The following is a 19,086-nucleotide window of genomic DNA, read 5'->3' as shown; positions in this document are numbered from 1 at the left end:
GCCGTCCGTTTACCCGCTGCCCTCCCTCACACTGAAACGACCGATTGGAAGACACGGCGCACGGCTTTGGAGAGCCTGCGAACGTCCCCCTCCAAGGTTTTCAGGTCCGGGTAGTCCCCTGCCCGGCAGACGAGATCGATCAGGCCCGCCGGCGCTTCCTTCGGCTCGAACTCGCCCTCTATGCAGAGCCTCACGATCTGGGACAATTCGGTGAAAAGATGCAGCGCTTCCAGCGCAACATCGAGATCGTTCGGGTTCATCAGCGCATCACCAAGCAGCTTCAACGCGTCGGCGGTGTTGGTGCCTGATGTCAGCGGCTGAACGCCCTTGGCCGGCGCTACGAGCGCCAGATACTGGGTGATGAACTCGATATCGACGAGACCGCCCGGGATCAGCTTGAAGTCCCAGATGTCGCTCGGCGGTTTCTCGCTATCGATCATCTCGCGCATGGAGATCACGTCGGCGCTGACTTTGGAAACATCGCGCTTGCGCTCGAGGATCTCGGCGAAGATCCCGTTGGCCTCGGCCATCAGCCGGTCATCGCCGCAGATGCAGCGCGCCCGGGTCAGAGCCAGATGCTCCCACGTCCAGGCCTCTTCGCGCTGATACTTAGCAAAGGCGTTGATCCTGGTTGCGACCGGCCCCTTGTTGCCGGAGGGACGAAGCCGCATATCGACTTCGTAAAGGATGCCTTCCGCCGTCGGCGCGGAAAGTGCGGCGATCAGGCGCTGCGTCACCCGTGTAAAGTATCGCGTCGGATCAAGCGGCTTGGCGCCGTCGGACTCGGTTGCCGTCTCGTCGTAATCGTAGAGCAGGATCAGATCGACGTCGGATCCCGCCGTCAGCTCGTGGCTGCCGAGCTTGCCCATGCCGACAACGGCGATACGGCCTCCAGGGAAATCGCCGTGAACGGAGCGAACTTCATCCTCAACCGCCTTTACCGCCGCGGCGATGATGAGGTCGGCAAGATCGGTAAAGGCGCGGCCGGCTTGCGCGCCCGAGATCGCGCCGGTCAGGAGCCGAATGCCGATCAGGAAACGCTGCTCGGCGGCTATGATCCTCAGGCGATCGAGCACCTCCTCATAATGGCGAGCACCGCCGACGAAGTTGGCGATGCGTGGCGCCAGATACTCCCGCGTCGGCAATTCGGCGAGCAGGCCCGGATCGAGCATGCCGTCGAAGACATGCGGGCGCGCGGCAATGATTTCGGCAAGCCTCGGGGCCGACGACATGACATTGACGATCAGCGACAGGAGGCCCGGATTGTTGCCGAGCAGAGAGAACAGCTGAATGCCGGCAGGCAGGCCGGAGATGAAATTGTCGAAACGCAGCAGCGCTTCGTCGGCGCGGCGGCTTTCGCCAAAAACCCGCAGCAGCTCCGGCGTCAGCTCTGTCAGCCGCTCGCGCGCCTCCACCGACTGTGTCGCGCGGTAGCGGCCATAGTGCCAGGTGCGGATCGTGTGGGAGATGTCCGACGGCCGCTGGAAGCCGAGTTTCTTCAGCGTCTCCAGCGTGTCCGGGTCGTCGCGCTGGCCAGTGAAGACGAGGTTGCCGGTCTCGGTCGAGAGCTTGGCTTCCTGTTCGAAAAGCTGAGCGTAGCGACGCTCGACGGTCTTCAGCACGCGCGAGAGGGCCTTGGAAAAGGCGGCTGTATCCTCGAAGCCGAGCATATAGGCGATGCGCTTCAGTTCCGCTTCGGTCTCGGGCAGGACATGCGTCTGCTCGTCGCGCACCATCTGGATCCGGTGCTCGACATCGCGCAGGAACCAATAGGCTTCGACGAGTTCGTCAGCCGTCTCTTCGTCGATCCAGCCGGCCTTGACGAGCGCCCGCAGCATAGGCTCCGTCGCGCGCTGGCGCAGGTCCGGCATGCGGCCACCAGCAATCAGCTGCTGGGTCTGGACGAAGAACTCGATCTCGCGGATGCCGCCGCGGCCGAGCTTGATGTTGTGGCCCTTGACCGCGATCTCGCCGTGCCCCTTGTGGGCATGGATCTGGCGCTTGATCGAATGAATGTCGGCGATCGCCGCATAGTCGAGATACTTGCGGAAGACGAAGGGGACCAGATCCTTGAGGAAGTGCTCGCAAGCCTCGATGTCGCCGGCGACCGGCCGCGCCTTGATGAAGGCGGCGCGCTCCCAGTTCTGCCCCCTGCCCTCGTAATAGAGCATCGCCGCTTCTACCGGGATCGCGAGCGGCGTCGAGCCCGGATCCGGGCGCAGGCGCAGGTCGGTTCGGAAGACGTATCCGTCGCCGCTGCGCTCCTGCAGGATGCGGATCAGGCGGCGCAACAGCCGGCCGAAAGTTTCCGAGGCATCGTCGCGATCGACGATGATGCCGGATTGCGGATCGTAGAAGACAACGAGGTCGATATCGGAGGAATAGTTGAGCTCGAAGGCGCCGAGCTTGCCCATGCCGAGCACGACGACGCCGGAACCGGCGCTCGGGTTTGCGACATCCTTGACCTTAAGCTTGCCGCTCTCATGCGCGCTCAGGAGCAGATGGTCGATCGTCGCCGACACGGCCGCACCGGCGAATTCGCTGAGCCAACGGGTGGTCTCGCGCCCGTCGAAATGGCGGGAGAGATCGGCGAGAGCGACGGCGAAGGCAAGTTCGCGCTTGGCCCTTCTGAGCCGCGCCATGATCTCGGTATCCGGCAATGCCGCGCCGCCTTCATTCGGCTTCCAGGCATCGCGGGCTCCGCGCACGCGCTCGCTCAGGAAAGTCGTGAGATCGGTCGAGAGAAGCTCTTCGAGAATGGCGGGGCGACTGTCGCCGGTGTCGCGAAGAAAAGGCGAAAGGGCAAAGGCCGAGACGATGAAGGTCTTGAACTGCGTTTCGGACGCAAGCAGGCTTGCGACCTTTTCATGACCCTTGGCCATATCCTTCAAGACCGAAAGCGCTGTCTTGGCATCGGCTTGTGTCGCCGGACGGATCGGCGTCGTCTCGATCGCCCAGCACTGCTGCACCTGTTCCTGCATGCCGTCTCCCTCTGGCCGGAGCGGACGGCGCGGAACAACTGCGCGCTGCCTCACTCCACCTCGTTCTCCCAAAACCGGTCTATCAGGTTGCAGTCATCGGGAAAACCATCTGAACCGTCAGCCCCTTGGCGCCATCTTCGGCGGAAGGAACGGTGTCGGCGAGATGCAGCGCGCCGTGATGCATTTCCATGACGGCCTCGACCAGCGACAGGCCAAGGCCGGTGCCAGGCTTGGACCGGCTCTCATCCAGGCGAACGAAACGCTTGATCACCTCGTCGCGCATCGCTGCGGGGATGCCCGCTCCATGATCGGCAACCGACAGCAACACATTCCCCTCGCGCTTTTCGAGCGAGACTTTGATCAGAGGGTTCCCGGCGCCATCGGCATACTTGACCGCGTTGTCGATGAGGTTGCCGAGGGCCTGGCCGACCAGTTCGCGGTTGCCTGAAATCACGAGATCCTGGGCGATTTCGGCTTCAAGTTTCAGACCGCCATCTTCGGCCACCGGTTCGTAGAGCTCGACGCAATCGGCGACGATCTGCGAAAGGTCGATGTCGCTCATCTCGGCGACGGACGAGCCGGCCTCGACGCGCGAAATCATCAGAAGCGCGTTGAAGGTGCGGATCAACTGATCGGATTCGCCGATGATCTCCTCGAGCGCACCGCGCTGGCTCGTGCCCTTGCGGGAAAGTGCGGCTTCCGCCTTGTTGCGCAGCCGCGTCAGCGGCGTCTTCAGATCGTGAGCGATGTTGTCGGAGACCTGCCGCAGCCCTTCGTTCAGCTTCTCGATGCGGCTGAGCATGGCGTTCAGTGATTCCGACAGCCGGTCGAACTCGTCGCCGGAGCCGCTCATCGGCAGACGCTGCGACAGATCGCCGGCCATGATCTTGGTGCTCGCCTCCGACATGCGGTCGATGCGCTTCAAGGCGTTGCGGCCGATGCCGAACCAGATGACGAGGGCGCCAAGCCCCATGACGCCGAGCGCCACCATCAGGGCCTGGCGCACAAGGGCGCGGAACTTCTGCGGCTCCTGCAGGTCGCGGCCAACAAGAATGCGCAGACCATTGTCGAGCACCAGCACATGGGCAAGAGCCACGTGGGTGTCCTTCTTGCTCTCGTCCGTATAGCGCTGATAGGCGAAGGGACGTTCGGTCCAGCCTTCGCTGTCGAGCAGGCCCGGCTCCAGGCTCGCGACGTTGCCGGCGAGGATTTCGCCGCTCGGTCCCGCAATCACGTAGAGATTGGCTCCCGGCTGGCGTGCCCGCCGCTCGAGCGAGCGCAACAGGCCGTTCATGCCGGCGCGGCTATAGACCTGCTCGATCTGCGCCACCTCGGCGGTGACCGCGTCACGGGTCTGCTGCTGCAGCAGCCGCTCCGACATGCCGGTGACGTAGAAGACGAGAAAGGCAGCACAGAGAGAAAAAAGAATGAGGTAGAGGGCGGAAAGCCGGACTGCGGTCGTTCTGAAGAGAACGCGAAGCTTGCTCATGCGGACGCCCGGTCATCCTTGATCATGTAGCCGGCACCGCGCACCGTGCGCAGCAGCGGCACATCGAAATCCTTCTCGATCTTCGAGCGCAACCGCGAGACATGCACGTCGATGACGTTGGTCTGCGGGTCGAAGTGGTAGTCCCAGACGTTTTCCAGCAGCATGGTGCGGGTGACGACCTGGCCGGCGTTCTTCATGAGATATTCGAGCAGGCGGAATTCGCGCGGCTGCAGGGGAATTTCCTTTCCCTGCCGGCGCACGGAATGCGAAAGGCGGTCGAGTTCCAGATCGCCAACGCGGTAAACCATGTCCTGATCGGGCGTGCCCTTGCGGCGCCCAAGCACCTCGACACGGGCGAGCAATTCATTGAAGGCGTAGGGTTTCGGCAGATAATCGTCGCCGCCGGCGCGTAAACCCGTGACCCGGTCATCCACCTGGCCGAGCGCCGACAGGATCAGCACCGGCGTGTGGATGTCCTTGCGACGAAGCTCGGTGATGACAGAGAGACCGTCTCGACGCGGCAGCATGCGGTCCACCACGAGAACGTCGTAATTGTTCTCGCTGGCCATAAACAGGCCGCTCTCGCCATCGCTTGCGTGATCGGACACGATGCCCGCCTCGCGGAAGGCTTTCGCCAGATAGGCTGCCGCCTCGAGATCGTCTTCAATGATGAGAATCTTCATACGCGCGACCATAGTCCCGGACCCCTGTCTGTCTCAACCGGTTTCGACTTTCGACAACCGGGTTGGCGAGTGCTCTCGTGAGGGAAAAGCGGGATGCGGGCGGAGAACCGCACACACCTTTTCACATCCCGCTCCAAACGGCGAGCGCCGCGACATCACTTGGAAATCGCGGCGCTCCGGTCAATCATTTGACTGCCGCGATCAGCCCTTGTCGATCGGAAGGGCCACGAAGCGGCTGCCGTTGTCGGCCTCGATCTGGAAGAGCGCCTTGCTACGGCCGTCCTTCTTGGCAGTGTTGATGACCTTCAGGATGTCGTCGGCGGACTTCACCTCCTGATTGTTCACCGAGACGATCTTTTCGCCCTGCTTCAGGCCGCGATCGCTGGCATCAGACTCTTCGTCGACCGAGGCGATGGTGACGCCCTTGCCATCATCAGACGGCACGACAGAGACGCCAAGGTCGGCCAGTGCCTGCTCGCTCGACGGCTGGGCTTCTTCGGACTGGTCGTCCTGGCTCTTGGCAGCGTCCTTGTCGTCCTTGGGCAGCGTGCCGATTTCGAGCTTGACGGTCTCCGCCTTGCCGTCGCGCCACAGGGCCAGATCAACCGTGGTGCCCGGGCGGATTGCCGCAACCTTGCGGGCAAGGTCACGCGGATCCTTGACCGTGTCGCCGTTCAGCGCGGTTACGACGTCACCCTTCTTGATGCCGGCCTTTTCACCCGGCGAGCCGGTCTGCGGTTCGACGACGAGCGCACCGCTTGCTTCCGAAAGGCCGAGCGATTCGGCGATGTCCTTGGTAACGGGCTGGATCTGCACGCCGAGCCAGCCGCGGGAAACCGAGCCGTCCTTGATCAGGTCGGCGACGACATCCTTGGCAACGGTCGACGGGATGGCAAAGGCGATACCGACGTTGCCGCCGCCCCTCGGCGAGAAGATCGCGGTATTGATGCCGACGACTTCACCGGAGAGGTTGAAGGTCGGACCGCCCGAGTTGCCGCGGTTCACCGCCGCATCAACCTGCAGGTAATCGTCATAGGGGCCGGAGCCGATATCGCGGCCACGCGCCGAAACGATGCCGGAGGTCACCGTGCCGCCGAGACCGAACGGGTTGCCGACGGCAACGACCCAGTCACCGACGCGGACCTTGCTGTCATCGGCCCAGCCGACATAGGTGAACTTGCGCTTGTCATCGACCTTGAGCACGGCGAGATCCGTGCGGCTATCCTTGCCGACCAGCTTGGCATCGAGTTCGGTGCCGTCGTTGAGGATGACCGTGAAGGCCGAACCGTCGGAAACGACGTGGTTGTTGGTGACGAGGTAGCCGTCTTCGGAGATGAAGAAGCCGGAGCCCTGAGCGGTCGGACGCAGGCGGCCTTCGCCATGCGGGCCACGGCGGTTGGGGCCGCGGTCGGCACGGTCATCGCCGCGCGGACCGAATTCCTTGAAGAAGCGCTTCAGGGGGTGATCGTCGGGCAGATCGTCGAAACCGCGACCGTTGAAATCGAAGCTGAAGTCGCCGCCATCTTCGGCCACCGGGTTGACGCGCGACTGGACGCGCACCGAAACGACGGCCGGCGAAACGGCATCAACGACATTGGCAAAGCTCGGCACCGACGGCGCTTCCACCTTCACCGGATCGGCAAAGGATTGCGAGATGCTTGCCGGCAGACCCGAGGTCAGCATGACGGCGGCAAGGCCGGCGATGGTCGAGGTCTTCAGAACGGTCTTGAGGGAGGGACGCAGGGATTTGGTCGTAAACATCCGTTTTGCCTTTTCTCTTCCTAGATGCCATCGGAGACGGCACCGAAACCTGGTTGCGAAGCCGCCTCAGGGAAGGCGGAATTCGTTTTGGCTGACTGGAGGAACAGCCGATGACGAAAGATGTAACGGATGGGACCTTACTGAGTTCTGTCCGGAAAATGAATTTTTGGTAATGTTGTGAAGAGCTGGCCCGGGCTCGGCCAAAGGCCTGCCGGGGACTGCGCGTTGGCGCGAACGGAATTGCCCGCCACCGGCAGGGATCTCAAGCGATATCAAGAGATTAGTGCTGAAGCCGATCCAACGAATGCGCGTTCGGCGAGCGCTGCATTAAGGCTGAAGCAGCTTCTTCAGCTTTTCCTTCTCGTCCTCGGAAAGCGGCGTCCCCTTTGGCTGGGCGCCGCGACGGCGAGAGGCGATGACGAGGGTAATCGCCCCGACGAGAAGCAGGGTCGCCGGCATGCCCCAGAGGATCAGGGTCTTCGTCTCGAAGCGCGGCTTCAGCAGTACGAATTCGCCATAGCGGGACACGACGTAATCGATGACGGCCTTGTCGCTGTCGCCGTTCGCCAGCCGCTCGCGTACAAGCACGCGCAGGTCCTTGGCAAGCTCGGCGTTGGAATCGTCGATCGACTGGTTCTGGCAGACCATGCAGCGCAGCTCCGCCGAGATCGCCCGCGCCCGCGCTTCGAGCGCGGGATCGGCAAGCACTTCATCCGGGTTGACGGCAAAGGCCGAGCCGACAGGCGCGAGCAACAGCAGGAGTGCCAGGAGCAGACGGTTCATTCCGCAGCCCCCACAGGCACCGCCTTCGGTCGCTTGGCCTTGGCCGGCGCGCCGACGCGCAGGCGGCGGTCGCTCAAGGAGACGAAACCACCCGCCATCATGAACAGGGTACCGCCCCAGATGCACAGGATCATCGGCTTCCACCAGATGCGCACGACGATGCCGCCTTCGCTGATCTGATCGCCGAGCGAGACGTAGAGTTGGCTCAAGCCGAAGGTGCGAATGCCCGCCTCGGTCGTCGGCATGCGGCGCGCCTGGTAGAGACGCTTCGAAGACCAGACGTCGTCAATCGCAGCGCCACCGCGGCTGATGGTGAAGTGGCCGGACTCCTCGGAATAGTTCGGGCCGCTGCCATTGCGCATGCCGTCGAAGCGCAGGGTGTAGCCACCGGCATCCACCGTCATGCCGGGCTTCATCTCGACCACGGTTTCGGTCTCGAAGGCCGTGACGGCGACGATGCCGATCAGGGTGACGCCGAGGCCGATATGCGCAAGCGCCGTGCCGAAAGCCGAACGCGGCAGGCCGGAGAAGCGTCGCCAGACGACGTTGCCTGCGACCTTGCCGAGGCCGGAGCGCAGCGCCAGGTCCGTCAACGAACCGACAATCACGTAGACGCCAAGGGCAATGCCGAAGAGCGCCAGAACCGGGCCGCCATTCATGAAGTAATAATAGGTGACGCCGAAGAGCAGGCCGATGGCAACCGCTGCGAAGAGCCGCTGCGAAACGCCAGCAAGGTCGCCGCGCTTCCAGGCAAGCAGCGGGCCGAAAGGCACCGCAAAGAGCAGCGGCAGCATCAACAGGCCGAAGGTCATGTTGAAGAAGGGCGGCCCGACGGAGATCTTGTCGCCGGTCAGCGCTTCGAGCACCAGCGGATAGAGCGTGCCGGTCAGGACCGTCGCGGTCGCCGTCGTCAGGATGAGGTTGTTGAAGACCAGCGCACCCTCACGCGAGATCGGCGCGAAGATGCCGCCGGCTTTCAGGTGCGAGGCGCGCAGGGCGAAGAGCGTGAACGCACCGCCGATGAAGAAGACGAGAATGGCGAGGATGAAGATGCCGCGCGTCGGGTCGGTGGCGAAGGCGTGGACCGAAGTCAGGACACCCGAACGCACGAGGAAGGTGCCGAGCAGCGACAGCGAGAAGGTCATGATCGCAAGCAGCACGGTCCAGATCTTCAGCGCCTCGCGCTTTTCCATGACCAGCGCCGAGTGCAAAAGCGCCGTCCCCGCGAGCCACGGCATGAAGGAGGCGTTTTCGACCGGGTCCCAGAACCACCAACCACCCCAGCCGAGCTCGTAATAGGCCCAGTACGAACCCATGGAGATCCCGGCGGTGAGGAAGGTCCAGGCGGCAAGCGTCCAGGGACGGACCCAGCGAGCCCAGGCGGCGTCGATGCGGCCCTCGATCAAGGCCGCGATGGCAAAGGAGAAGCAGACCGAAAAACCGACATAGCCGAGGTAGAGCAACGGCGGATGAATGGCGAGGCCGACGTCCTGCAGGATCGGGTTCAGGTCCTTGCCCTCGCCCGGCGCGGGCATCAGCCGAGCGAACGGATTGGACGTCAGCAGGATGAAGAGCGCGAAGGCCATCGCGATCCAAGCCTGCACGGCGAGTACGTTTGCCTTCAACGTCTCCGGCAGGTTGCGCCCAAAGGCGGCAACCAGCGCCGAAAAGAACGTCAGGATCAACAGCCACAGCAGCATCGAGCCTTCATGGTTCCCCCAGACGCCCGAGATCTTGTAGATCAGCGGCTTCAGCGAGTGGGAGTTTTCCCAGACGTTGCGGACCGAGAAATCCGAGGTCACATAGGCGAAGGTGAGGACGGCAAAAGCGAAAGCGACGAGCAGAAAGCAGGCGACGGCGGCGCTGGATGCGAGTTCCATCAGGCCGCGATCGTTCAATCGTGCGCCAAGGATCGGTAAGGCGGCCTGAATGACCGCCGTCGCCAACGCCAGAACCAGAGCGTAGTGTCCGAGCTCGATGATCACTTGATGGTTTCCTTCCCGCTGAGCTCGACGCCCTGCGCCTTCAAACGGTCGGCGACATCCTTGGGCATATAGGTCTCGTCATGCTTGGCAAGAACGGAATCGGCCACGAAGACCGAGCTTCCGGCAACGAAGGTTCCCTCCGTCACCACGCCCTGCCCTTCGCGGAACAGGTCAGGCAGGATGCCGGTATAGGTGACCGGCACGCCGCTCAGCGTATCGGTGACGGTGAAGGTCACCGTCTTGCCGTCGCCGCGCTTGACGGAGCCGGTTTCGACGACACCGCCGAGGCGGATGCGGGTTCCCGGCGGTACGTTGGCCTTTTCGAGGTCGCTCGGCACATAGAAATAGGCGATCGCCTGGCTGAAGGCGAACATTACGAGGAAGGCTGCAAGCACCAGGAAGCCGACACCGCCGCCGATGATCGCCAGTCTTTTTTGTTTGCGCGTCATTGCGTTACTCCGTCGGTGGCAATCCCGAGCTCACGCGCCAGCGCCAGCAGCTGCTTGCCGCCGTCACCATCGGCCGGGAAGGTTTTCAGGCCCTCCCTTAGCGCGGCCAGTGCCTTGTCTCGTTGATCAAGGACAACATGGGAGCGGATCAGACGCGCCCAGCCTTCGAGATTATCCGGATTTTCCTTCAGCCGGCTTTCGAGGCTGCCGACCATGCCCCGGATCATTTCCTGGCGATCGCCGGCGCTCATGCTTTCGGCGGCGGCCACGTCATCGGCACTTGGATTGCCGGGCGCTGCAGCGCTGGTGGCGCCGGCGCCCCCCAGTTCTGCCACGTGCTGCTTGACGAGCGGCAGCCAGGGCGCGTCGGCGGGTGATGTCGCGACTAGTCGGTTGAAGGCAGTCAGCGCTTCCGCTTTCTTGCCTTCCTGCTTGAGGCCGAGGGCAAGATAGAATTCCGAGCGCGGGTCATTGGGATCGAGCGTCAGCGCCTGCTTCAGCGCGTCCTGCGCCTTGCTCGTCACGACGCCGTCGGACTGCACGACCATCGCCTCGGCATAGCCGCCGAGACGTGCCGGCGTCGGGCCAAGCAGGCGGATCGCCCGGTCATAGGCATCGACCGCATCTTCGACACGGCCGTTGCGCATGTAGATCGGCGCAAGCAGGTCCCAGCCGGCGCCATCATTCGGGTTTACCGCCAGATGATTCTCAGCCTTGGCAATCAGGATGTTGATGTCGCCATTGGGATCGGCCAGGCGGGCGGCCAGCGGCTGCGCCGGCATGCCCGGGCTGCCCGTCAGCAAGTAAAGACAGAGGCCGACGGCCGGAAGACAGAGAAGCACGAAGGCCTGGGCCAGACGGCTGACACCGCGGCGCGGCGCGGCAGCCGCAATCGCCTCACTGTCGCTCTCGCCAGCGGCCAGCAGCCGGCGCGCAACTTCGGCGCGCGCAAGCTCGGCGTCGTCGCCGCCGATCAGGCCGCTATCCTGGTCCCGCTTCAACTCTTCGAGCTGGTCGCGATAGACCTCGACATCATGGCTGTGGGGAGACGACGGGGCTTCCCCCGCCCGCAGCAGCGGAAGGATGAGCACGACAGCAACAGCCGCCGTCAGAGTGGCGACGAGGATCCAGAACAACATGGAAGCTCAATACTATGGCCCCCATGCCATTCCAACTCGAAAACCCCTTATGACGGAGATTTGAGGCGTTTCGCCGCAACGGCGGCTCGATCCGCCTGAGCACATCCGGGAGAGCGCGACCGGCTACGCCTTAGGTCAGCGGTGTCCAGCTGCCGTCCGGGTTGCGGCAGGCAGCACCCCGCGCCGTCTTCGGCTGTCCCTTGACGGTAACCGTGTGGCTATACTGGCGGCAGTTCTGCGACCCGACCTGATAGGGAGCGGCTGCAACGACCGAACCGTTGACGCCGCGCCCGTCCCAGGTCACCGGCTGCCCACCGGGGGCCGCTTCAAGTGCGCGGTACTCCGCTTCCAGAGCACGCTGACGGTCGGATGTCCCGATGTCGAGATCGGTGAGACGCGCGATCACCCCACCCTGGAGTGCCGCGATGTAATTGGTCGAGGTCGCACCACGCGTTGCCGTCGAGCCGAGGCCGGCGGCCGCGCCCTTGCTGCCCGTCGTGCCGCATCCGGCAAGCGCGACGGCCGAGGCGATCACAACGATCCTGCCGCCGACGACAATAGCCCGTGTCATTTCTGCCTGGTTCCTCATGATCCGCGACACTCAATCATCCTATCCGAAGCCGCATTCTTAAGCTCGTTCCATTCGAGCACGATGACGACTAGTCCTTGATTTTCTTTTGGCATTCCCCGCGTGCCGAGGCAACGGCGAGCCCTGCGGGTGTGACATTTTCAAGCACGGGTGTGACCCCTAAATCACGATGGATTCGCAAGCGAGCGACGCCGGACCCGCGCATTTCCTCATCACCCTCTAAACGGCCGCCGGCAAAACCAGTTCCGCACGCAACCCTCCCTCGTCCCGTCGCGACAGGGTGATGGTGCCCTGATACTCCCGGACGATCTCGCTGACGATCGAAAGACCGAGCCCGGTTCCGGGCTTGCTTTCGTCGAGCCGCTTGCCGCGCTTCATCGCCACTGCGATCTGGTCGGGATTGAGCCCCGGCCCGTCGTCGTCGATGTCGAGAACGATCCACTGCCGGCCGGGCTCCTTGGCATGAACCTCGCTCGGTGCCGGCCTGACATTCAGCCACACCTCGCCACGGGCGTGGCGGGCGGCATTTTCGAGCAGGTTGCCAACGGTCTCCTCGACGTCCTGCAGCTCCATGGCAAGAACCAGTCCCGGCGGGTTGATCGACAGATGGACCTGCTTTTCCGGATTGAGCTTGCGCATGACGCGCACGAGGCGTTCGAGCGCCGGCTGTGCTTCGGTCCGCGCCAGCACGGACTCGCGCTGCGCCGCAATCCGGGCGCGGCTCAGATAGGATTGAACCTGGGTCTGCATTGCATCGACCTGAGTGCGCACCAACTCGCCATGCGATGCCTCGAGCACCCGGGCCTCGTTGAGCAGGACCGCGATCGGTGTCTTCAGCGAATGGGCAAGATTGCCGACCTGCATGCGGGCGCGCTCGACGATGCGGCGGTTGCTGTCGATCAGGGCATTGACCTCGTTGGCGAGCGGCTGGATCTCACGCGGGAAAGCGCCGTCCAACCGTTCGCTTTCGCCGGCGCGGATCTTCTCCATCGAGCGCCGGACCTCATCGAGCGGCCTCAGGCCGAAGAGAATGGTGAGCGCGTTGACCCCGAGCCCTCCCAGACCGAAGATGGAGAGCGCGATCGTCAGGTTGCGGGTGAAGCGGTTGATATCGGCTTCGAGCACGTCGCGGTTGCCCGCCACGCGAAAGCGCGCCGTATGGCCCTGGATGTCGAGAACGACCTCGGTCTCGGAGACCTCGACCTCGTTCCCGAAGGGATCCTTGGTGGTGTAGAAGCGGACATAGCCGGTATCGAACGGCACCTCGTCGACGCTGGCGATCGGTAGCTTGCCGTTGCCGAGCGAGGTCGAGATCAGGGGCGGCGTATCGAACTCACCGATCGGATCGACGATCCAGTACCAGCCGGTCTGCGGCTGCGAAAACCGGAGGTCGCCAAGCTGCGGACTGCCCGACAGCACCGTCCTCTCGTTGACGGAGATCGAGTTGACGACGTTGAAGAGCTGGGCGCGCAGCAGGTCTTTGAAACCGCGCTCGGAGCCCTGGCGATAAAGCTCGGAAATCACCACGCCGATCACGACGAGAGCCACCACCGCCCAGACGGTGGAAACCACCAGAACGCGTGCGGTGAGCGATCTAATTGCCATTGCCCGGCGCTTGCATTCGGTATCCGAGACCGCGCACCGTTTCGATCAGATCGTTGCCGATCTTCTTGCGCAGCCGGCCGATGAACACTTCGATCGTATTGGAATCGCGATCGAAATCCTGATCGTACATATGCTCGACCAATTCTGTGCGCGAAACGACCTGGCCCATGTGGTGCATGAGATAGGAGAGCAGCCGGAACTCGTGCGACGTCAGCTTCAATGCGACGCCATCGACCGTTGCCTTGGAACCCTTGGTGTCGAGGCGCACTGGGCCGCAGACGATCTCCGAGCTCGCATGGCCGGCGGCGCGCCGGATCAGGGCGCGGATGCGGGCAAGAACTTCTTCGACGTGGAAGGGCTTGGCAACATAGTCGTCGGCGCCGGCATCGATGCCAGCCACCTTGTCGCTCCAGCGATCACGCGCAGTCAGGATCAGAACCGGCATGGTCTTGCCGTCGCCGCGCCATTTCTCAAGCACGGTGATGCCGTCCATTTCCGGCAAGCCGATATCGAGGATCACGGCATCATAGGGCTCGGCGTCGCCGAGATAGTGCCCCTCCTCGCCATCATAGGCCTGGTCAACGACGTAGCCGGCCTCCTTCAGCACCTCGGCGAGCTGCCGGTTCAGGTTGGCGTCGTCCTCGACAATCAGAATGCGCATCCGTCTTTACTTCCTCTCGCGGCCATCCTGCTGCATGCTTCGCCAAATCTGGCTGATTTAAGGATAAGAACACGCAGCCATTCAAAGTGCTACAGCGACCTTCGTACGCCTGATACGGCACGCGGCGCTGCAGGGATAGCCTACATCGGCACCTTGACGGTGACCTTCTTCGGCCTACCGCCATTGCCAGGAACAAGCACGGTGATCACGCACTGGCCATCGGACGTCGGCTGTGCCGACAGCAACTCGCCACCAGTGTCGGCAACGACCTGCGCTGCAGCCGCGCTGCAATCGCCGGACACACGAACGACAATATCCGACGGCACGCTGATCGCAGGCGGGCTGAAGCCGGCGAGGCCTGCAGCAAGCGCGGCTATGATCACTGGTGAAGACATGAACGCACTTTCGACTTGGGAAGCATCATGGCAGAAGCAATAACCGAACGAGGCTGAATGGCAAATGAATGTCGGCCATTTGGACCGGCAGGCACTACCGGGAAACGCATTACCTTCCCCGAAATCCGACCTTAGATTGCGGCGATTCTTCCCTGGTGGAAACCCGCATTGCTCATTCCCTTGCCAAGCCATAGCCGCTTCCTGCGACAGTTTTAGCGACGCAATCACGCGAGGAACACGGCCCGGAACCCAAGGCCACCAGACGACGCCAGCCAACGGTCAGCTTTCGTTAAGCATGTTTCGCTAGCATCTCTTCGCCGGCATGCGCTAACGCGAAAGAACCCGTTCCCGATCAAGCGCGGCATGGCTGCGCACGCATTTTCTCGATTCTTTTGAATCCTTTGGCGGCTGTCGCTCGCAGCGTGAATCAAACATCTCAGAAACTGATTCAGGTCCGTCGGCGCCGCTCCCGAACAAGGCTCAGCCATCGTGTCCTTCGAACCAGTCGACGCAATCCGTCATGACGGCACCGATCACGCCGCAGCACCGTTTCTCTCTTAATAGAGAGCCGCGAAACGGTTGGCCCTTTGCCGCAATCTATGCGCGTAAATTACTTCAAAAATACCTGCAACTTAAACCTGTTGACGTCCGGGCGCGATGCGTGCTGTGTATAAACGAAAAATTAATCGATTTAAAGATTTTTCAATCGTTTAAATGATTTAAGCCACTGATTTACAAAGCCTTTGCGATGTGAAATTGTCCGCCACACCTTACATCATGAAACCGTCACAGAACCCGGGAGGATCGCATGCAGACGCTCGCAAACAACCAGCCCGCATCTCAGCAGTCCAAAGTACCGCAATCGTTGCTCGACCGTTTCGAGAGCGAATGGCGTGAGATGCGCGCCGCGAGCGAGGCAACGCCGAAGCCGGTCGCACCGGCCGAATGAGGCCCGCCTGAGTGGCGCGCCTAGGCGTCACCGGCCCTTCACCTCCATATCCATAGATTGTCGTCGGACAGCGCCTGTTTAAGGCGTTTTTCGACATTCCGTAGCGAACCGGCGGTGAGCCTACCACCGCCGGTCGCGGCGTTTCCGGCCCTATGCCGTGGGTGATCGACCACTGACCGCAAAGGCCATAAACGCAGCCCGATCAGGCTCCGCCAGCGCCCTTCTCGAGCCCGCGCTTCAAGGACACTCCTTGCAATTTTTGTAGTGATTTTCAGCCTTTTTGCCATTCGGCAAAAGCATGTTAATCTTTCTTCATGCTGACGGAAGAGATCGAAAGACTCGCGCTAAGCCTGCCTGGAACGGAGGAGAATGCGCATTTCGGAACGCGAGATTTCCGCGTTGGGAAGCGTATTTTCATGAGCCTGCCGGAAGCCGGGCGCGCCGTTTTCAAGTTCACACCGGATCAGCAGCGCATGCTTCTGGAGATGGAACCCGGCGTCTGCGCCGCGGTGCCCGGCGGCTGGGGCGACCGTGGCTGGACCTCGCTCTATTTCGTCCAGGCCGACGAGGATCTCGTGCGGCAGTCGATGGAGACGGCGTGGCGCAACGTTGCGCCGAAGAGCCTCGTCAAGAAGAACGGCGGCAGCCATTAGAGGCGTCGCGGCCGACACACTGCCAAAACGATTCCGCCGCCTCGACTAACCCCTTGTCACTCCACGTTTTCCTGCCCCACTTCCAGCGGCCAGGTGACGAGATAATCCTCATAGTCGTCGACGTCGATGCCGTCTTCCGCAACGGTGCGGCCGCGGACGGAAATGCCCGCGGCGTGAACCGTTTCCGGATCGGCCGAAATCAACGGATGCCACCAGTAGAGATCGCGCCCTTCAGCCACCAGCCGGTAGCCGCAGGTCGGCGGCAGCCAGGTGATCTCGCGCACGGCCTTCGGCGTCAGCTGGATGCAGTCGGGCACGGTCGCCTGGCGGTTGGGATAGTCCTTGCAGCGACAGCTTTCGCCGTCGAGAAGCGTGCAGCGGATCGAGGTCCAGGCGATCTCGCCGGTGTCCCAATCCTCGAGCTTGTTGAGACAACAGAGGCCGCAGCCGTCACAGAGGCTTTCCCACTCGGTATCGGTCATGTCTTCAAGGCTTTTCGCCTTCCAGAAAGGCATTTCGCCCATCGTCATCACACTTTCGTCAAATCGCTCGCGATACAGAAATTTCGCAGAAAATTGCCGGTTTTTTAAGGCCGGCGGCGCGATATGCAAGTAGATTGGAATTTGACGCCGTGCAAATATTACATGGCGCCGGCATGATGCCGTAGAGCCTTCAGGTGGTTGAGACCGTGCGGGAACCGAGGAAAGACGATAATCGGCCGAAGAAACGGCACATCTTTCTCAGGATCGACTCCTGGATCGATTCCTCAGTCTGGAATGCCGGTTTCAAGCTGGGGCAATGGTGGGAAGACACCACCATCTTCTTCCGCCGCTTCCGCGTGACGGGCTGGAAAAAAGCCGTCTTCGAGGTGCTCGGCGAAGGCATGAACTGGGGCACTGTCGGTTCGGTGCTGATGCTGGCGCTCGCCCTTCCGGCCTTCGAGGAAACCAAGGGCAACTGGCGTGCCCAGAGCGATTTCGCCGTCACCTTCCTCGATCGTTACGGCAACGAGATCGGCCATCGTGGCATCATCCACGAAGATTCCGTACCGATCGACGAGCTGCCCGATCATCTGATCAAGGCGGTGCTGGCGACCGAAGACCGGCGCTTCTTCGACCATTGGGGCATCGACTTCCTCGGCCTTGCCCGCGCCATGACCGAAAATGCACGCGCCGGTGGAGTCGTCCAGGGCGGTTCGACACTGACGCAGCAGCTCGCCAAGAACCTCTTTCTGTCGAACGAGCGGACGATCGAGCGCAAGATCAAGGAAGCTTTCCTCGCCGTCTGGCTCGAATGCAACCTGTCGAAGAAGGAAATCCTCCGGCTCTATCTCGACCGCGCCTATATGGGCGGCGGCACCTTCGGTGCGGCAGCCGCGGCGCAGTTCTATTTCGGCAAGTCGATCACCGACGTGAGCCTTGCCGAGTCCGCGATGCTTGCCGGCCTCTTCAAGGCGCCAGCCCGCTACGCCCCGCACGTCAACCTGCCGGCCGCACGCGGACGCGCCAACGAGGTTCTGACCAACCTCGTCCAGGGCGGCCTGATGACCGAAGGCCAGGTGATCGCCGCACGCCTCAACCCGGCGACGGTCATCGACCGCGCCCAGGTGAAGGCGCCCGACTTCTTCCTCGACTGGGCTTTCGACGAAGTCCAGCGCATCGCCCGCCCCTTCGCACAGCATTCGCTGATCGTGCGCACCACGATCGACATGGGCCTGCAGAATGCCGCTGAAGATTCGGTGGAATCGAGCCTGCGCCAATATGGCGAGAGCTTCCGCGTGAAGCAGGGTGCGCTGGTGATGGTCGAAAACGGCGGCGCCGTGCGGGCCATGGTCGGCGGCCGCGACTATGGCGAGAGCCAGTTCAACCGTGCGACACGGGCCCTGCGTCAGCCGGGCTCTTCCTTCAAGGTCTATACCTACGCGGCAGCGATGGAAAAGGGCATGACGCCGGAAACGGTTGTCGTCGACGCGCCGATCACCTGGCGCGGATGGTCGCCGCAGAATTATGGCCGCAGCTATGCCGGCCGCATCACCATCCTGACGGCCATCGCCAAGTCGATCAACACCATTCCCGTGCGCCTCGCCAAGGACAAGCTCGGCACTGACCTGATCGCCCAGACGGCCAAGGACATGGGCATCGAGACGCCGATCCGCACGGACAAGACCATGCCGCTCGGCACCTCGGAAGTAACCGTGCTCGACCAGGCGACGGCGTACGCGGTCTTCCCAGCCGGTGGCATGCAGTCACGCCGGCACGGGATCAGCCAGGTCCTCAACTATGACGGCGACATTCTCTACGATTTCGGACGTGACGAGCCGCCGGCCCGGCGCATCCTCTCCGAAACCGCCAATACGTCGATGAACTCCATGCTGACGCAGATCCCGGTCATCGGTACGGCGCGCAAGGCCGCGCTCGACAACGGCATCGTCGTCGGCGGCAAAACCGGCACAACACAGGCCTATCGCGACGCCTGGTTCGTGGGCTTCACCGGCGACTATACGACCGCGGTCTGGTTCGGCAACGACGACTACACCTCGACCAACAACATGACCGGCGGCTCGTTGCCGGCGATGACCTTCAAGCGGCTGATGGACTACGCCGAACAGGGCATCGAACACCGGACGATCCCGGGGATCACCGCGCCGACGGCGCCGGCGAAGCAGCCGCCGCAGGTGGCAACCGCGAAGCCGGACGAAAACGCATTGCCGCCGCTGGTGCGGCCACGCTCGCTTTCGACCGATGTCACCCGGCTGCTGCGCAGCATCGGCGAGACCTTCGAAAAGGCCCCCGCACTGAAGGCGCCCGAGAAGGCCGGCGGCAAGCTTGCCTCTCTCGGCGCGGATGATGAACCACGGTCCGCACAGGCGAAGCCCGATGCCGCCAGCAACTGACGTTTCGGGCATGTCCACTCTTCTTCCGCTTCGCGATTGCGGTGTCGGGTTCGGGACCGGCGACGCGGTCG

The 19,086-nt window shown here is 62.8% G+C and carries 16 protein-coding genes; 3 read left to right on the top strand and 13 right to left on the bottom strand.

The annotated features are described in order from the left end of the window. Positions 1 to 26: 26 nt before the first annotated feature. From IB277_RS02745 to IB277_RS02690, 12 genes are all read right to left on the bottom strand, one after another. On the bottom strand, positions 27 to 2,981 hold the full coding sequence (locus tag IB277_RS02745) for a bifunctional [glutamine synthetase] adenylyltransferase/[glutamine synthetase]-adenylyl-L-tyrosine phosphorylase (RefSeq protein WP_192370709.1): 2,955 nt from the start codon (positions 2,979 to 2,981) through the stop codon (positions 27 to 29). Between the two features lie 82 nt (positions 2,982 to 3,063). Further along, positions 3,064 to 4,470, bottom strand: a complete 1,407-nt coding sequence (locus IB277_RS02740) for a HAMP domain-containing sensor histidine kinase (protein WP_090294664.1) — start codon at positions 4,468 to 4,470, stop codon at positions 3,064 to 3,066. Next, positions 4,467 to 5,165 carry a response regulator transcription factor gene (locus tag IB277_RS02735; RefSeq protein ID WP_034789385.1) on the bottom strand — a complete coding sequence of 233 codons (699 nt, stop codon included), beginning with the start codon at positions 5,163 to 5,165 and terminating at the stop codon, positions 4,467 to 4,469. Before IB277_RS02735 ends, IB277_RS02740 begins: the two co-directional genes overlap by 4 nt. 189 nt (positions 5,166 to 5,354) lie before the next feature. Continuing rightward, positions 5,355 to 6,914 (bottom strand): Do family serine endopeptidase, encoded by a 1,560-nt coding sequence (locus IB277_RS02730; protein ID WP_090294665.1) that lies wholly within the window; start codon positions 6,912 to 6,914, stop codon positions 5,355 to 5,357. 327 nt (positions 6,915 to 7,241) lie between these two features. Continuing rightward, complete coding sequence (locus IB277_RS02725; RefSeq protein WP_034789377.1) at positions 7,242 to 7,697, bottom strand: cytochrome c-type biogenesis protein; 456 nt, start codon at positions 7,695 to 7,697, stop codon at positions 7,242 to 7,244. Further along, positions 7,694 to 9,682: a heme lyase CcmF/NrfE family subunit gene (locus tag IB277_RS02720; RefSeq protein ID WP_034789367.1), complete on the bottom strand. Its 1,989-nt coding sequence runs from the start codon at positions 9,680 to 9,682 to the stop codon at positions 7,694 to 7,696. The genes IB277_RS02725 and IB277_RS02720 overlap by 4 nt, the downstream gene beginning before the upstream one ends. Beyond that, entirely contained in the window at positions 9,679 to 10,131 is a 453-nt protein-coding gene (ccmE, locus tag IB277_RS02715; protein ID WP_034789366.1) for a cytochrome c maturation protein CcmE, read from the bottom strand. Before ccmE ends, IB277_RS02720 begins: the two co-directional genes overlap by 4 nt. Continuing rightward, entirely contained in the window at positions 10,128 to 11,270 is a 1,143-nt protein-coding gene (ccmI, locus tag IB277_RS02710; protein WP_034789365.1) for a c-type cytochrome biogenesis protein CcmI, read from the bottom strand. The genes ccmE and ccmI overlap by 4 nt, the downstream gene beginning before the upstream one ends. Before the next feature lie 130 nt (positions 11,271 to 11,400). Beyond that, a complete protein-coding gene (locus tag IB277_RS02705; protein ID WP_034789364.1) occupies positions 11,401 to 11,841 on the bottom strand; it encodes a membrane protein in 441 nt (146 codons plus the stop codon). Positions 11,842 to 12,078: 237 nt separating this feature from the next. Then, the gene (locus tag IB277_RS02700) at positions 12,079 to 13,464 is read right to left on the bottom strand and encodes a HAMP domain-containing sensor histidine kinase (protein WP_034789363.1); all 1,386 of its coding nucleotides are present in this window, start codon (positions 13,462 to 13,464) and stop codon (positions 12,079 to 12,081) included. Beyond that, positions 13,454 to 14,125, bottom strand: coding sequence for a two-component system response regulator FeuP (feuP, locus tag IB277_RS02695; RefSeq protein WP_034789361.1), 672 nt, complete (start codon positions 14,123 to 14,125; stop codon positions 13,454 to 13,456). The genes IB277_RS02700 and feuP overlap by 11 nt, the downstream gene beginning before the upstream one ends. Positions 14,126 to 14,265: 140 nt before the next feature. After that, complete coding sequence (locus tag IB277_RS02690; RefSeq protein ID WP_034789359.1) at positions 14,266 to 14,520, bottom strand: hypothetical protein; 255 nt, start codon at positions 14,518 to 14,520, stop codon at positions 14,266 to 14,268. Positions 14,521 to 15,328: 808 nt separating this feature from the next. On the opposite strand from IB277_RS02690, the gene IB277_RS02685 reads away from it, so the two are divergent. Next, positions 15,329 to 15,469 (top strand): hypothetical protein, encoded by a 141-nt coding sequence (locus IB277_RS02685; RefSeq protein ID WP_164475066.1) that lies wholly within the window; start codon positions 15,329 to 15,331, stop codon positions 15,467 to 15,469. Between the two features lie 314 nt (positions 15,470 to 15,783). Next, the gene (locus tag IB277_RS02680; protein ID WP_034789357.1) at positions 15,784 to 16,122 is read left to right on the top strand and encodes an MmcQ/YjbR family DNA-binding protein; all 339 of its coding nucleotides are present in this window, start codon (positions 15,784 to 15,786) and stop codon (positions 16,120 to 16,122) included. Between the two features lie 56 nt (positions 16,123 to 16,178). Here IB277_RS02680 and IB277_RS02675 read toward each other — a convergent pair whose 3' ends face one another. After that, entirely contained in the window at positions 16,179 to 16,646 is a 468-nt protein-coding gene (locus IB277_RS02675) for a YcgN family cysteine cluster protein (protein ID WP_034789489.1), read from the bottom strand. Positions 16,647 to 16,798: 152 nt separating this feature from the next. Here IB277_RS02675 and IB277_RS02670 point away from each other — a divergent pair, with 152 nt between their 5' ends. Continuing rightward, positions 16,799 to 19,015: a transglycosylase domain-containing protein gene (locus IB277_RS02670; protein ID WP_090294666.1), complete on the top strand. Its 2,217-nt coding sequence runs from the start codon at positions 16,799 to 16,801 to the stop codon at positions 19,013 to 19,015. Positions 19,016 to 19,086 lie beyond the last annotated feature (71 nt).

The organism is Ensifer sp. ENS07, assembly GCF_014852185.1.
GTDB classification, from domain to species: Bacteria; Pseudomonadota; Alphaproteobacteria; order Rhizobiales; family Rhizobiaceae; genus Ensifer; species Ensifer adhaerens.
This window is presented reverse-complemented; position numbering and strand designations above follow the sequence as displayed.